Source organism: Brevibacterium sp. S111 (genome assembly GCF_004745075.1).
Lineage (GTDB): Bacteria > Actinomycetota > Actinomycetes > Actinomycetales > Brevibacteriaceae > Brevibacterium.
In genome coordinates this window covers 60,227-74,657 of the sequence record NZ_RHFH01000008.1, presented here as the reverse complement: position 1 = coordinate 74,657, position 14,431 = coordinate 60,227, and the positions used below count along the sequence as shown (strand labels likewise).

12 protein-coding genes are annotated in these 14,431 nt (G+C 66.3%); 8 read left to right on the top strand and 4 right to left on the bottom strand.

Features of this window, described 5'->3' with window-relative positions; genetic code table 11:
- From EB836_RS10680 to EB836_RS10650, 7 genes are all read left to right on the top strand, one after another.
- Complete coding sequence (locus tag EB836_RS10680) at window positions 1–1,257, top strand: hypothetical protein (RefSeq protein ID WP_135540218.1); 1,257 nt, start codon at window positions 1–3, stop codon at window positions 1,255–1,257.
- 47 nt (window positions 1,258–1,304) lie between these two features.
- Window positions 1,305–3,650, top strand: a complete 2,346-nt coding sequence (locus EB836_RS10675) for an HtaA domain-containing protein (RefSeq protein WP_167854430.1) — start codon at window positions 1,305–1,307, stop codon at window positions 3,648–3,650.
- A gap of 101 nt (window positions 3,651–3,751) precedes the next feature.
- Window positions 3,752–4,699: an aldo/keto reductase gene (locus tag EB836_RS10670; protein WP_135540214.1), complete on the top strand. Its 948-nt coding sequence runs from the start codon at window positions 3,752–3,754 to the stop codon at window positions 4,697–4,699.
- Window positions 4,696–5,295: a hypothetical protein gene (locus EB836_RS10665; protein ID WP_135540212.1), complete on the top strand. Its 600-nt coding sequence runs from the start codon at window positions 4,696–4,698 to the stop codon at window positions 5,293–5,295. Before EB836_RS10670 ends, EB836_RS10665 begins: the two co-directional genes overlap by 4 nt.
- The gene (tsaD, locus tag EB836_RS10660) at window positions 5,292–6,371 is read left to right on the top strand and encodes a tRNA (adenosine(37)-N6)-threonylcarbamoyltransferase complex transferase subunit TsaD (RefSeq protein WP_135540210.1); all 1,080 of its coding nucleotides are present in this window, start codon (window positions 5,292–5,294) and stop codon (window positions 6,369–6,371) included. The genes EB836_RS10665 and tsaD overlap by 4 nt, the downstream gene beginning before the upstream one ends.
- Window positions 6,358–6,969, top strand: a complete 612-nt coding sequence (locus EB836_RS10655) for an NUDIX hydrolase (RefSeq protein ID WP_135540208.1) — start codon at window positions 6,358–6,360, stop codon at window positions 6,967–6,969. Before tsaD ends, EB836_RS10655 begins: the two co-directional genes overlap by 14 nt.
- A gap of 216 nt (window positions 6,970–7,185) precedes the next feature.
- Window positions 7,186–7,491, top strand: coding sequence for a hypothetical protein (locus tag EB836_RS10650; protein ID WP_135540206.1), 306 nt, complete (start codon window positions 7,186–7,188; stop codon window positions 7,489–7,491).
- 403 nt (window positions 7,492–7,894) lie between these two features.
- On the opposite strand, the gene EB836_RS10645 is transcribed toward EB836_RS10650, so the two are convergent.
- From EB836_RS10645 to EB836_RS10630, 4 genes are all read right to left on the bottom strand, one after another.
- Window positions 7,895–9,022 carry a glutamate--cysteine ligase gene (locus tag EB836_RS10645; RefSeq protein WP_135540204.1) on the bottom strand — a complete coding sequence of 376 codons (1,128 nt, stop codon included), beginning with the start codon at window positions 9,020–9,022 and terminating at the stop codon, window positions 7,895–7,897.
- A 110-nt stretch (window positions 9,023–9,132) separates the two neighbouring features.
- A complete protein-coding gene (ugpC, locus tag EB836_RS10640; RefSeq protein WP_135540202.1) occupies window positions 9,133–10,230 on the bottom strand; it encodes a sn-glycerol-3-phosphate ABC transporter ATP-binding protein UgpC in 1,098 nt (365 codons plus the stop codon).
- Between the two features lie 6 nt (window positions 10,231–10,236).
- On the bottom strand, window positions 10,237–11,808 hold the full coding sequence (gene xylB / locus EB836_RS10635) for a xylulokinase (RefSeq protein ID WP_135540200.1): 1,572 nt from the start codon (window positions 11,806–11,808) through the stop codon (window positions 10,237–10,239).
- Entirely contained in the window at window positions 11,805–12,800 is a 996-nt protein-coding gene (locus EB836_RS10630) for a sugar-binding domain-containing protein (RefSeq protein WP_167854429.1), read from the bottom strand. Before EB836_RS10630 ends, xylB begins: the two co-directional genes overlap by 4 nt.
- Before the next feature lie 130 nt (window positions 12,801–12,930).
- On the opposite strand from EB836_RS10630, the gene EB836_RS10625 reads away from it, so the two are divergent.
- Window positions 12,931–14,289, top strand: a complete 1,359-nt coding sequence (locus tag EB836_RS10625; protein WP_135540196.1) for a sugar ABC transporter substrate-binding protein — start codon at window positions 12,931–12,933, stop codon at window positions 14,287–14,289.
- The last annotated feature ends 142 nt before the right edge of the window (window positions 14,290–14,431 follow it).

The window sequence follows — 14,431 nt, the reverse complement described above, 5'->3', positions numbered from 1 at the left end:
ATGCTCACGACAGCACTCAACCGGACCGTCGCCTCGGTGCCGGTGAAGCGGATCCTCGCACTCATCACGATCTCCGCACTCCTCGCCGTGGCCGTGGGCCTGACCGCGACGATATTGCACCCGACCCCCGCCGAGGCGGCTCCCAAGGTGTCCGTGTCCGGCACACCGAAAGCCGACGGCGAATCGACACTGGAGCTTTCGGGATCCGGATTCCAATCCGTCGAAGGCGGATTCGGCGGCATCTACGTTCTCTTCGGCTGGGTCGACGACGCCTCCGGAGGCTGGCGACCGAGCAAGGGCGGGGCGACGGGCACGAACTACCGCTACGTCTACGACGACGAGACCAACCCCACCGGTTATCAGGTGTTCGTGACCTTCCCCGGGTCGAGCACCGCCTATGCCGCCAACGGCGGCGAGATCGCCGCCGACGGAACCTGGAACGCCACGATCCGCGTCCCCGGTGAGACGTTCACAACCTATGACCGGTCCCAGAACGAGACTCAGGTCGACTGCAGCGAGGTCCAGTGCGGGATCATCACCGTCGGAGCCCACGGCGTCGACAACGCGAACAACGAATCCTTCACCCCGGTCGACTTCGCAGCCTCCGGGGCGGCTGCAGGTAAGAATGCGGAGAAGAACGACGATGAGAAGAAATCGTCCGGGGACAAGGATAAGAAGAAAGACGATGAGGCCGCCTCGGGGGATAAGGCCGAAACGACGAGCAACGAGGGTGGATCCGGCAACGGTTCCGATGGCGGCGACGCTCCGGCCGTGGACCCTGCACAGAACCCGAATGTTGCGCCGGTGGCCAGTGAGCCGCCGATGAGCACCTCATGGCTGATCTTCTTCGCGATCCTCGCCGGAGTGCTCGTCCTCGGTTCGATCATCGCGGTCGGTCTCGGGTTCGGGATCGGCGGATACCTCGCGGCTAAGAGCCTGCTGCTGGGAGTCAGTCCGGCAGCGATGGAGAAGGAACGTGACCGACGTGAGCGCAAGCGGATCCGCACCCAGCACAAGCTGGCCAAACGCCGGATAGCGATGCAGCGGAAGAAGAAGCTGCAGCTGGCCAAGCTCGAACGCGGCTCCGAACGCGCCGTGGCTCAGGCGAACCACCAGGACCTCGGCCCCGGCAACGGCAAACTTCCGCCACAGGTCATCGCCTTCTTTGAGGACGAGGACCGGAAGGACACCAGAGTCCTGTCCCAAGTAGCCGCGGACGAGGCCGAGACCACAACCATTCCGACGACGAAATCATGACACGCTCACGGACCGTCCAGCCGGACGAGAACGGACGAGGAACCACGATGCACACTCACACATCCACCCGCAGGGGCAAGGTCTTCACACGCACCGCGGCAGGGATCGCGGCTCTGGGGCTGCTCGGATTCGGGCTCACTGCTCCGGCGGAGGCGGTGACGGCGCCATATTCGGTACCGACCGCCTCGACGGCCTCGCCTGTGGACGAGGCGACGGAGACGGACGGTCCGCTCAATATCGACGACGCGGTCTTCGAATGGTCGGTCAACGACGAATCCACCGGAGGTGCCTACTTCGGCGGGTGCAACTTCCTCGTCCCGGGCAAGGCCGGAGACGCCGGCCAGTCACGAGTCTGGACCGATGCCGATGCCGGAAAGCTCTTCCCGACCGACAGCGACGACGCGTCGGGCAACTTCACCGATGGGAGGGTCTCGATCGTCAAGACCAGTGGGAAGTACACAAAGTGGGGATCCAGATGTCTCACCGGAGCGGAGGACCCCGACAAAGCTGAATCCGTCAACGGCAATATCAATGCCGAGGCAAAGAACAACCACACCGGTGATCACGTCGAGATCACCGGGGGCAGCGGAACCATCGACGTCGACAAGAACAACGCGTCGATCCAGTGGGAAGGGTCGTGGACCTTCGCCTACTACGGCGGCATGACCTACTGGACGATCTCCGATCCCACGCTCGAGGTCGAAGACGGCAAGGGCACCATCACGGGCACCTATTCCGGGTACGGCGCAGACATGGACGACCCGAGCATCTGGAAGGAACTCAAACCTCGCGACGGCGACATCGTCGAAATCCAGAAGGGCGAGGTCGATGTCACGGATGAGGGCTTCGAGTTCACTCCCGACTACCTGGGTGTGAAGACCGATACAGACGGTCGCAACATTCAGGCGAAACAGACCGCCGAGAACGAATCTTGGTGGGGTGCGATGCCCCAGGACTGGATCGACTTCAACGTCGAGACCGGCCAGGACTCCTACTGGTACACGACGGATGGGGCGAGCACCTCGCTGCAGCCGCGCAAGAAGACCAATCCGCTGGCCGTCTCCTATGGAAAGCCAGTCGAGAAGCCGGGCGATGGCGGTGATCCGACGAACCCGGACGACCCTGGTGACGACGGCAGCGGTGCGGGCGATGACGGTTCGGGCGACAAAGGCTCCGGCGATAGCGGCAAGAATGCCGGCTCGGCAGATGGCTCGGCGACCCTGTACTGGTCGATCAACCAAGAGGCCAACGGCGGTGCGTTCTACGGCGGATGCAACTTCCTCGTCGCAGGCAAATCGAAGGACACCGGAAGCGCCAAGGTCTGGCCGAGCGGCGGAGGTGACTACTACCGATCGAAGTCGGGCAATGTGAGGATCGAGAAGCCCGAGGGTTCGACATTCAAGGAAGCCTCGTGGGACGACAGGTGCCTCGACTCCACAGGCGAGGCGGTTTCGACCTCCCGTAAGGGCTCATGGACCCAATCGCGAGTGGCGATCAAGAATGGCGAGGTCAGCGAGGCCGATGACGGCGTGACCGTGCAGTGGAAAGGCAGCTTCACCGTCGCCTTCTACGGCGGAATGACCTACTGGTCGGCAACCGACCCGAAGCTCGAGGTCGACGGGAACGGAAAGGGTCGGCTCACAGCTGACCTCAGCGGGTATGGGGCCGACATGTTCGACTCGTCGAAGTGGGTGGCACTCAAGCCCGAGTCGATCACGATGGCGAACTTCAAGAACATCGACATCGACGCCCTTCTCGATGACGGCCATATCACTGCCACCCCCGACTACCTCGGCGTGAAGTACGACAGCAAGGGCAAACAGGGGTCCTCGGGCAATGCGGTCGGCGGATCGGATGAGAACGCCTCGGCGCAGGCGAAGAAGACGGGGGAGAACTCCGACTACTGGGGCGCGTTCCCGCAGGACTTCGTCGACTTCCAGCACAAGACAGGGCAGTACTCGTACTGGTTCACCTCGGGCGGAGTCCGCGATCCCTATAAGAGAGCAGAACCGATGACCATCTCCCTGGGCGACTATGTGCCCGGGGCCGGAGACTACAGCGCCGCCGCAGGCAACGGCGGACAGCAGCAGAACGCGGGCGACGCCGGCGGCTCAGCTGCGGGTGCGGCCGGGTCAGGACAGAGCGGCACCGGTGGCTCCGGCGGAGGGCAGTCGGCAAAGAACGCGAAGAAGGCCGATGCGAAGAAGACCGACGAGGTCGACGACGAGACCGTCTTTGCTCAAGAGGCCGAAGAGGTCCGGGCAGCATCCGAGGTGCCGGTGCGCGCATGGATCGCCATGGGCACCGGGCTGGCCGTGACCATCGTCGCCGGCTTCGGCATCCGCTCGGGAATCCGACGCCACATCGGCCTCGACCCGTCTGACATCGGGTGACGACCGCTCAAGCGGAAGCGAGGGTACAGGGCCCGGGCCGCGGTGGTTCACACCGTGATCCGGGCCCCGGCCACGCTATATCCGGAAGGTAGGCTGGAGGCATGACACGTGTGCAATTGGCAGATACCGATCTCTTCGTCCATCCGCTGCAATTGGGTGGAAACCCGTTCGGGTGGGGAGCGGATCGGGATCAGAGCTTCGCGGTCCTCGACGCCTATGCCGAAGCCGGTGGAAACTTCATCGATACAGCCGACGCATACTCGGCGTGGGTGGAGGGCAACTCCGGCGGGGAATCCGAGACGATCATCGGCGAATGGATGAAGGCCCGCGGCAACCGCGACGAGATGATCATCGCCACCAAGGTCGGCATGCACCCGAAGCACAAGGGCCTCGACCCCGCAAACATCCGCGACTGCGTCGACGACTCCCTGCGCCGCCTCGGCACCGACCGGATCGACCTCTACTACGCGCATACCGATGATGACGAAGTCGACCAGGTCGCGGTGGCCGAGACCTTCGACGCCCTCGTCCGCTCCGGCAAAGTCAACTACCTCGGTGCTTCGAACTTCAGTCTCGAGCGGCTGCAGAACGCCCGCAGGATCTCGACGAAGTTCTCACTGGCCTGCTACCGCGTCGTCCAGGATCGGTTCAACCTCGTCTCCCGCTCCGCGGTCGATAATCAGAAGCAGGCCTATCTGCGCTCCGAAGGCATGGCCGAACTGCCCTTCCACTCCCTGGCCTCCGGGTTCCTCACCGGCAAGCACACCGGTGGTGACGCCACCGGCAGCGTGCGCGGTGACCGGGTGGCCAACTTCGTCGAGGACCAGAAGGCGCTCGGAGCCCTCGAGGTCCTCCTCGATGTCGCCTCAGCCCACGATGCGACGATGACGGCCACCGCCATCGCATGGCAGCTCAGCCACGACTTCATCCCCTCGACCATCGCCTCGGCGCGGGTGCCCGACCAGCTCACCGAACTGCTCATCGGCACCACGATGCAGCTGAGCGCCGACGAGAAGTCCGCCCTCGACGAGGCCTGGGTGGAAGCATGACCGCGACTAGCCCGCGCCTGGTCTCCTGGGAACACGGCACCGATCTCGTCATCGAGATGCCGGTGGCCCGTGACGTCGAAACGGTGTGGGACGCGCTGACCGACGGTGCAGGTGCCGGCGCCTGGTTCGCGCCGTTCCGCCTCGGCGAGGATGCGGACGAAGTCGCGACCCCGGGCTCGGCGGCGGACGGGTCGACCGACGAGGAGTCGGCGGAAGCCGAGGAACCGGCGGCTCGCCCGATCACGTTCGAACTCGAGGACGTCGACCTCATCGGAGCGATCCTCAGCTGCGAGGAGTACGACCACGTGCTGCTCGAACTCGGTGACTTCGGCGTGTTGGGCATCCGCCTCGTCCCTCTCGACGGTGAAACGGGGGAAGAGGCCGTGCTTGTGTTCACGCAGACGGCCGCCGACGCCGAATCCGCTCGCTCACAGGCGGCCGATCTCGGACCGATGTGGGACACGCACCTGCGCCTGTTCGCCCGCTCGCTCGGGCTCGACGTCGCCGAGGCCACCGAGCCCGAACTCAACGCCATCTACTCCGACCTCGCACTCGAAACCGCGGACTCTGCCGACACCGCTGAGGACGGATCATGAGTGAACCCCTCGTCCTCGGCATCGAATCTTCCTGTGACGAAACCGGCGTCGGCATCGTCCGCGGCCGCACCCTGTTGACGAACACCGTGTCCTCGTCGATGGACGAACACGTCCGCTTCGGCGGGGTCGTGCCCGAGGTCGCCTCCCGCGCGCATGTGCAGGCCATCGGCCCTGCGATCGCCCAAGCCTGTGAGACCGCCGAGGTGGCGCTGACCGACATCGACGCCGTCGCCGTGACCGCGGGGCCGGGTCTCTCCGGCGCGCTCATGGTCGGCGTCGGTGCGGCCAAGGGGCTCGCCGCCGCTTTGGACAAACCGCTCTACGGGGTCAATCACCTCGCCGCACACGTCGCCGTCGACCTCGTCGCCGAGGATGTCGACGGGCTGACCACGCCGACCATCGCCCTGCTCGTCTCCGGCGGGCACACGGAGATCCTGCGCATCGGCGACGTCGTCGAGGACATCGAACTCCTCGGTGCCACGATCGATGACGCCGCCGGGGAGGCCTTCGACAAGACCGCACGTCTGCTCGGGCTCAACTACCCGGGAGGGCCGAACATCTCGAAGGCCGCCCTCGGCCTGCTCGACGGCACCGGGGCGCCTGGTGACCGAACCGCCGTGAAGTTCCCACGCGGGCTGGCGAAGAAGCAGGATCTGCGCGATCCCGAACGCCGGTTCAACTTCTCGTTCTCAGGGCTCAAGACCGCGGCCCTGCGCGAGGTGACGAAGGCCGAGACCCTCGGCACCGACCTGCGCGTGGCCGATATCGCCGCCGGGTTCGAAGATGCCGTCGTCGACGTGCTCGTGACGAAGACCCTCCTGGCCGCCGAGACCACCGGCATCGATCATGTTGTCCTCGGCGGGGGAGTCGCTGCGAACACCCATCTGCGCGAGGTGCTCGCGACTCGCTGCGCCGAGGCGGGCGTGACTCTGCGTGTGCCTCCGCTGAAGCTGTGCACCGACAACGGTGCGATGGTCGCCGCCCTCGGTGCTGAGTTGGTCTCCCGCGGAATCGGCCCGAGCGACCTGTCCTTCGCCGCCGTCTCTTCTCTGGATGTCGATCATGTCCTCGTCTGAGAACGACCCGCAGACAGCTGATGGCGGTGCATCTGCCGGCAGCGGAGCCGACTCGGCTGCGGCCGCGAACAGCGCCGCTGAGCGCAACGCACGGGCCGCGAGGTCAACGCGTCTGCCTGCCGGTCGGCCGCCTCGGCGATCCGGGGACGGATGGACGTACGGATCGGACGGGAAGAAGCATTGGGGGCTCAATGGGGCCGCCGGGCTCATGCTCGTCGATCCCGAGCGCGGGGTGCTCATGCAGCATCGGGCTCTGTGGTCGGTCGAGGGCGGGACCTGGGGCTTCCCCGGCGGGGCCCGCGACATGGGGGAGTCGGCCGTCGACGCCGCGGTTCGCGAGTCCTGGGAAGAAGCCGGGGTGCCGGACCAGGACGGCTCGGGCATCGAGATCCTCGAGACGCATGTTCTCGACCTCGACACCTGGTCGTACACGACGGTGATCGCGAAGACCCTGCGCCGCTTCGACGCCGTCATCAACGATCCGGAGAGCATCCAGCTGTCATGGGTGCCGCTTGAGGAGCTCGACGATTACGAACTGCACTCGGGAGTCGCCGCGTCGCTGCCGACGCTGCTGGAGCTGCTGCGCCCCCACCTGTGAAGGGTGATGCGGGGCCCGGAACTGTCCGATAGTGACCTATGTTTTCCGGACTATAGAACCGGACGCCAAATATAGGTCACAAACGGATAGTTTCAGCGTTCAGAAATGTCCGATTGTGACCTAAGTTTGAGCCGGAATGTCCGATTGTGACCTAAGTTTGGGCCGCAGGCTACCGGCCTGTCAGCAAATACTTCCCTGAGAGAGGCTGAGGGCGCAGTGGTTTACAGGATTGAGCTCAAGCCGCACTGGATCAACGGCTGGTTCGTCCGACTGTTCGCGAAGCCAGCGCTGATAGTCGATTCGAAGGAGTATCCGCTGTCATGGACGGATTCCACGGAGGTGGAGATCGACGATGCCTCCGGTGCCACGATCGGCGTCGGTATCCGCTACTTCCGCGGTGGGCGACTCCTGGGAGTCCACAAGACCGTGCTTCCCAGCGATTCGGAGCCGCACAACGGGCCGGTTGTCCTGACGTTTCGCAACGGACCGTGGAATCACGATCCGTTCGTCCTCGCGGAGTGATCGCCCTCGCAGGCTGATTGAGCGGCAACGCATCGAGCTGAAGGTGTTCGGCCGGGATGTTGCTTACGTGAAAGAAGTGGTCACAAACGGATAGTTTCAGCGCTCAGAAATGTCCGATTGTGACCTAGGTTTGAGCCTGAACGTCCGATAGCGACCTAAGTTTGAGCCGGAATGTCCGATAGCGACCTAAGTTTGCCGGCTCGGACTGAAGGGAGTGAAGTATCAGGGCTTGCAGGAGTACTTGGCGGTTGAGACTGCGGCCCCATGACCGTCGACACAACGGTGGAGCGCCGAGACCACTGTGCGCACAGTAGTGGTCTCGGCGCTCCATCGTAGTCTCGGCGCCCAGGCCCGACCCAGACCCGCGCAGACCCACTCGGGTCCGCCGGCCGCCCGCCGACCCTCAGCGGTAGGAGTTGCGGAGGTCGTCGATGAGGGAGCGGGTCACCTCGGTGAGGGAACCCGTCTCGGTCAGCACCCGTTTCAGCCGCTGGTAGGGCACGCCGCGGTCGATGATCGAGGTGATCGACTGCAGCTCCTCGCGGCAGCCCAGCCGCTCGGCGACCGGGGTCAGGCGCTCGATCTCGTCGGCCAAGCAATCGGTGACGAGCCGTTCGTCGGCTGCGGCGTTTTCGATGATGATCGCGTCCATGCCGTAGCGGGCCGCGCGCCACTTGTTCTCGTTGTGGAACCAATCGGGCATCGTCGGCAGGGTCTCACCGGCATCGAGGCGATCGGACATGTCATCAACGAGGCACTGGATGAAGGCGGTGATCGCGAGGATCTCCTCGAGCGTAGGCAGGCCGTCGCAGACGCGGACCTCGACGGTGCCCCAGTGCGGGGCGGGGCGGATGTCCCAGCGGATCTCGTTGATGTGGTCGATGATGCCGGTGGTGAGCATGTCGTCGACGTACTTCTCGTATTCGGACCACTCGTCGAACTGGGACGGCAGGCCGGCGGTCGGCAGCTGCTGGAACATCATCGCCCGGTTCGAGGCATACCCGGTGTCCGTGCCGCCCCAGAACGGGGACGAAGCACTCAGCGCCTGCAGGTGGGGAACATAGGCGAGCAGGGCGTTGACGATCGGCAGCACCTTGTCGCGGGAGTCGATTCCGACGTGGACGTGCACGCCGAAGATGAGCATGTTCCGGCCCCACCACTGGGTGCGATCGACGAGTTCGAGGTAGCGGTCCTTCGCGCGGACCTCCTGCGACTGCCACTGTGCGAAGGGGTGCGTGCCCGCCGACATCAGTTCGACGCCGCGGGCCTCGGTGAGTTTTCGCAGCGCTCCGATCGAGGCGGCCAGATCCTCGGCGACGGTCGACACCTGGGAGTGGACGCCGGTGACGAGCTCGATGGTGTTCGTGAGCATCTCACCGACGATGTGGTTCTCCAGCTCCGGAGCGTGCTCGGCAATATCCGCCAACAGGGACTCGGCGGCAGGGGTCAGATCCAGACTCCGTGAGTCCAGCAGAGCCAGTTCCCACTCGACACCGAGGGTGGAGCGGGGGGATTGAGCGAAATCGACCATGCTCCGATCATAATCGCGCATGGTCGATTCGCCTGATTCGGTGGCGGACATGGGAGTGTGTGATCGCCCGCAGTCGCTGCCGGGCGCGGCCCCATCCGAGCCCGCTTCCCTCATGCGGCCTGACGTTCGCCCTCGCCGAGGCGGTGCCCCGAGTCGGTGTCGAACAGGTGCAGACGCGCAGTATCCGGGGCGACGCGCACGGTGTCCCCGCGGCGGATCGTCGATCGGCCGGCGACGCGTGCGACGACCGTCTGCTCACCCGAGGCCAGCTGCGCCCGACCATGGACGTAGGCATCGGCACCGAGTTCCTCGACGAGGTCGACCGTGGTCTCAAGACCCCGATCGTTCTCGACGCGCAGATCTTCGGGTCGCACCCCGACGGTGACCGTGTCTCCCGTGACCTGTGCGCGCTGATCGGGTGTCAGGGAGACCTCCACATCGCCGAGGCGCAGCGACGAACCCTCGACCGTGACCGCGATGAGGTTCATCGCGGGGGAGCCCATGAAGCCGGCGACGAAGAGGTTCGCCGGTCGGTCGTAGAGGTTCGCCGGTGTGTCGACCTGCTGGAGGCGACCATCGGCGAGGACGGCAACCCGGTCGCCCATCGTCATCGCCTCGACCTGGTCGTGGGTGACGTAGACGGTCGTGACGCCGAGGCGGCGGGTCAGCGAAGCGATCTGCGCGCGGGTCTGCACCCGCAGCTTCGCATCGAGGTTCGACAGGGGTTCGTCCATGAGGAAGACCTGTGGCGAGCGGACGATCGCCCGGCCCATCGCCACGCGCTGTCGCTGACCGCCGGACAGGGCCTTGGGCTTGCGGTCGAGGAACGGTTCGAGGTCGAGCAGCCGGGCGGCCTCCTCGACGCGGTCATGGCGATCCGCCTTCGACACGCCTGCGATCTTCAGAGCGAAGGCCATGTTCTCGCGCACGCTCATGTGCGGGTAGAGCGCATAGTTCTGGAACACCATCGCGATATCGCGTTCCCTGGGGGAGAGGTCGGTGACGTCGTGGTCGCCGATGCGGATGTGCCCGGAGTCGACTGGTTCGAGCCCGGCGAGCATGCGCAGGGTCGTCGACTTCCCGCAGCCGGACGGGCCGACGAGGACAAGGAACTCCCCGTCGGCGATGTCGAGGCTGATCTCGTCGACGGAGGGCGTCAGCGCTTCAGGGTACTGACGCAGTGCTTTGTCGAAGGTGACTGTGGCCATGGGTTCTCAACCTTTCACGGATGCGTTCGCATCCGAAGATCCGCGGTGATCGGGCAGTGAGCGGTGTGTCGTGGACGGTGGAACTGCGTACGCAGAGGATTCGTTCACGTGGGCAGACGGTGGGACTTCGTGTGCATGAGACCGGTACTGTTCGCGCACCCGTGAGGGCCGCGGGTGCAAGGTGGCGACGAGGTCGACGGGCCAGTCAGGCAGTGCCCCGGTCAGCGTCCACGCGGCTTGGCGGGCGGCGCCGACGGCGACGTATTCGGCCTGTTCGGGAACGTCGATGGGCACAGTGAAGATGTCACGCGCGACCTCCCGGACCGCCGGGTTGCGTGCGGCTCCGCCGATGAGCAGCAGCCGTTGGGCGACGATGCCCTGTGCCTGGACGGCCTCGAGGCCGTCGGCGAGCCCGCACAGCATGCCTTCGACGAAGGCGCGGGCGACGTTCTCCGCCGAGGCGTTGGCCAAGGTCATCCCCTCGAGCCGGGCCGTTGCATCGGGCAGGTTCGGGGTGCGCTCGCCTTCGAAGTAGGGCACGAGCGTGATCCCGTTCGCCCCCGGGGCTGAAGACAGGGCCAGGGCCGCGACCTCGTCGTGGCTGATGCGCAGCAGTGTGCTCGCCGAGACGAGGACGCGGGCAGCGTTGAGGGTCGCGACCAAGGGCAGGCGGCCGCCGTCGGCCGAAGCGAATCCCGCGACCGCGCCGGAGGCATCCGCGACGGGCTTCTCGGTGGTGCCGAAGACGGTGCCCGAGGTGCCGATGGAGATGACGACATCCCCCGCGGTGACCCCGAGTCCCAGCGCCGCCGCGGCATTGTCGCCGGCCCCGGGTCCGACGAGGATGCCCTCAGGGCTGGACCCCGCAGATTCGTGCGGTCCGAGGACTCGAGGAAGGAGGATCGCCGAGGCGGCCCCCAGGTGAGGTTGTCCCGTCGCCTCGCACGCCGCGGCACCGAATGCGATGCGGAACAGGTCGAGATCGTAGCGGGAGGTCGCCGGGTCGAAGTAAGCGGTGCCGCTGGCATCGGAGGCGTCGGTGGCCAAGGTGTTGAGCACGGGACCGCGAACGGAGGAGTCTGCGGGCCCGAATCCGAGGAATCGCCAGGTCAGCCAGTCGTGGGGCAGGGCAACGGCGGCGACGCGAGCGGCGTTGTCAGGTTCTGCATCCCGCAGCCACCGCAGCTTCGCGGCGGTGAAGGAGGCGACGGGCAGGACCCCGGTGCGCGTGACATAGTCCTCGGCGCCGACCTCGGCGATGAGATCGCGGGCGGCAGTGTTGCTGCGCAGGTCGTTCCACAGCAGCGCATCACGCACGACCCGGCCCTCGGCGTCGAGGGCGACGAGTCCGTGCTGCTGGCCGCTGATGCTCAGGGCCGCAACATCGTCGAGGCCGCCGGCGGCGGTGATCGCCTGCTGCAGCGCGCTCCACCAGTGCTCCGGGTCGACCTCGGTGCCGGGCGGATGCGGAGCCGAACCGGTGCGGACGATGGCACCGGTGGAGGGGTCGACGATGACGACCTTGCAGCTCTGCGTCGAGGAGTCGACGCCGGCGACGAGGCGGCGGGCGGCGGTCATGGCTCCTCCTCGTCGGGAGCGGCCTCGGCGAGCACCGCCTCGGCGAGGGCACGGTCGATGACGGCGATGTCGAGGATCCCCGCGGCACACGCTGCCCGCACGGCTCGGGCGCGTTCGGCCCCGCGGGCGACGCCCACGGTGGTCGCGGCGCGGCGCAGCTGGTCGAGGGTCACGGCGATGACCCGGTCGTCGATCGTGGTCACGTCCGCACCCGCGGCGTCGAAGAGTCGCCCGGAGACCTCGGCGATGGCCCCGTCATCGATGCCGGCCCGGCGTTGGGCCGGTGAGCACTTCTCCCACACCGAGGACAGGCCCTCGGCCCAGGAGGCGACCGAGACGACGGCGAGGTCGAGGTCGTCGGCGGCGGCGAGCGTGCCGGAGATCTCGGGCAGGGCGCGCAGGTCGTCGGCGGTCTCCGCCTCGGTGACGAGCAGCGGAGCAGGCAGGCGAACCATGTTCACGGCCGGGTCCTGGCCGAGCCGGGTGAAGATCTCGGAGCTGGGATGATGCGATTCCAGCCGCAGGGCACCGGCGAGCTGGACGATCGTGCAGCGCGGCAGGGCCGGAGTGAAGGCGGCCGCGGAATCGAGGGTGCGCGACCACGACAGGCCGATGCGCATCCCCGCCCGAGCCTGCCGTCCGACGAGGCTCAGGGCGGCCCGACCCATCTGCTGGGAGGCCTCGGCGGCATCGGGGATGTCGACGATGACAACGGATCTCAGGCCCAGATCATCGGCGATGCGTTCGGCGAGGTCGTTCTCCTCACCCGTGTCGGCTTCGATGGTGATCGTCACGACCCCGGTGTCGACGGCTTCCTGGAGGAGGCGGGCAACCTGGAATCGGCTGAGTCCGTTGGTCTTGCCGATCTCGACCTTGGACCGGCCCTCGAGGTAGTGGTCGCGGGCCAGCTGTGCGAGGAAGCGGCGGTGGCGTGCGGTGGGCACCGTGGACACGGTCCTCCCTTCGGCGTCGACGACGGTGTGTTCGCTCATATGTGAAGTGTTGCACATCTGATCGGTTCGTGACACAGTATTGCACATATGAGCACCGATGCTCATATGATTTTCTCGCAGCGACCCGATGGCGGGCGTCGATCCCGCAAGGACGAGGGAAGGCACAACGATGAAACACCTGATCACAGGCCGAGGCGCCGCGTGGGCGGCGATCGGAATGGTTGGAGCATTGGCTCTGTCCGGATGCGGCGGCGCCGGCGGCAGCTCCGCCGGAAGCGGGGGCGATGAGGTCAACGTCCTCATGGTCAACAATCCGCAGATGCAGGACCTCCAGAAGCTCACGGCCGATCACTTCACCGAAGACACCGGCATCAAGGTCAACTACACCGTGCTTCCCGAGAACGAGGTGCGGGCGAAGATCGGTCAGGAGTTCGCCGCTCAGGCGGGCAACTACGACGTGGCCTCGATGTCGAACTACGAGATCCCGACCTATGCGAAGAACAAGTGGCTCACGCCCATGGACGAGGGTGTCGCCGGTGCCGAAGGGTTCGACCAGGACGACATCCTCACTCCGATGGCCGAGTCGATGACCGTCGACGGCAAGGTCTATGGCGAACCGTTCTACGGCGAGGGTTCGTTCCTCATGTACCGCACGGACATCTTCGACAAGGCCGGTGTGGAGATGCCGGAGAAGCCGACCTGGGACGAAGTGGCGAAGCTCGCCGCGAAGGTCGACGGTGCCGAGAAGGGCACGAAGGGCATCTGCCTGCGCGGACTGCCCGGCTGGGGCGAGATGTTCGCTCCGCTGACGACCGTGGTCAACACCTTCGGCGGCACCTGGTGGGACGAGGACTGGAACGCCCAAGTCGATTCGAAGGAGTTCAAGGAAGCCACGAACTTCTACGTCGACCTCATCAAGGACCACGGCGAGTCCGGTGCCCCGCAGGCCGGGTACACCGAATGCCTGACGAACCTGCAGCAGGGCAAGGTCGCCATGTGGTACGACTCGACGGCGGCCACCGGCACCCTCGAAGCCGACGATTCCCCGGTCAAGGGCAAGGTCGGCTACGTCGCCGCGCCCGTGAAGGAGACGGATTCGAGCTCCTGGCTCTACACCTGGGCGTGGGGCATCCAGGCCGCGGGCAAGAATCAGGACGCCGCCGAGAAGTTCGTCGCCTGGGCCTCGTCGAAGGACTACGAGGAGACCGTGGCCGAAGAGCTCGGGTGGCAGCACGTGCCCGCCGGCAAGCGGACCTCGACGTATGAGAACCCCGACTACCAGAAGGCCGCCGAACCGTTCTACAAGCAGACCGAGGACGCCATCAACTCGGCCGATCCCGAGAACCCGGGCGTCCAGCCGCGCCCGACCCTCGGCGTGCAGTTCGTGACGATCCCCGAATTCGCGGACCTCGCCACCGGCATCTCCGAGGATGTCAGCTCCGCCATCGCCGGCCGCACGACCGTCGACAAGGCCCTGGAGAAGGGGCAGAAGGAAGCCGAGAAGGTCGGAGACAAGTACAAGAAATGACCGCGCAGCCTCGGGGCGGACGGTGAGAACCCGCCCCGAGGCAGCCCCGGCCGTCCCGTGATTGCGGACCCTCCGCCCGCGGCCCCGGCCTCACCGCCTGGGGCCACCACCGCCTGGGGCCACCACCGCCTGGGGCCACCAC